The sequence below is a fragment of the Treponema endosymbiont of Eucomonympha sp. genome (assembly GCF_001028545.1).
In genome coordinates this window covers 1-851 of sequence record NZ_BBPW01000264.1, presented here as the reverse complement: position 1 = coordinate 851, position 851 = coordinate 1, and the positions used below count along the sequence as shown (strand labels likewise).

The following is an 851-nucleotide window of genomic DNA, read 5'->3' as shown; positions in this document are numbered from 1 at the left end:
TTCATCGCCGCCATTCATGTCAGGTGTTTGTTCCTCTACCTTTAAGTCCACACTACCTAGGGATAAATTTTTGGACCTTAAAAACAAACCGCTGTACTCTGGGAACGAGCCTTCAGACCTTAGGAACCAACATACGGATTCTGGGGACGAAGGCGGCGAGCGCTGACCGAAAAGGGGCTTTACTTCTGCCGCGAGTTTGCTTTGCAAGCTCAGTAGCACGCTACAGCGTGTGGCGGTTTCCCCAAAAAACTCGAACGTTCGGCGCAAGCCGAACGCAATACTGCGGCGATTCCCCGCCCTGCCTTGCCGCGGTGGCTGACGGCGTTTTTTTCCGTTTCGGACAACTCCGCGATCGTGCAGCCCTGTTCCGGCAGGTATAGAAGCGGGTCGTAGCCGAACCCGCCTGTCCCGCGCGCGCCGTCCCGGATGATTTCCCCTTCGAGCGTTTCCTGCACGAAGCACAACCGATTTTCGTCCAGCAACAGCGCCATAGCGCAGACAAAGCGGGCGCTCCTCAGCGGGCTGTCCCCGATTTTCCGCAGGAGCAGCGCGTTCCGTTCCGAAACCGACAGCCGCCCGCCCCGTTCCCCGCCGTACCGCGCGGAATAGACGCCCGGCCGCCCGCCAAGGCAGTCCACGCACAGCCCCGAATCGTCCGCGACGACCGGCTCGTGCACCAGCGCATACAGCGCCCGCGCCTTGAGCAGCGCGTTGTCCAGAAACGTCGCCCCCGTCTCCTTCGGTGCGCAGACGATTCCCGCGTCTGACGGCAGCCTGATTTCGTGTTCGGGCAGAATAGCGCGCAGCTCAAGTCGGAAGAGCGTCGGTGAGGGGAAGGGTGTAGATCTCGG

General features: G+C 61.2%; 1 protein-coding gene. It reads right to left on the bottom strand.

What is annotated here, in order from left to right:
- Positions 1 to 209 precede the first annotated feature (209 nt).
- Positions 210 to 797, bottom strand: a complete 588-nt coding sequence (locus tag AWU74_RS06425) for a non-canonical purine NTP pyrophosphatase (RefSeq protein WP_306701034.1) — start codon at positions 795 to 797, stop codon at positions 210 to 212.
- Positions 798 to 851: the final 54 nt, after the last annotated feature.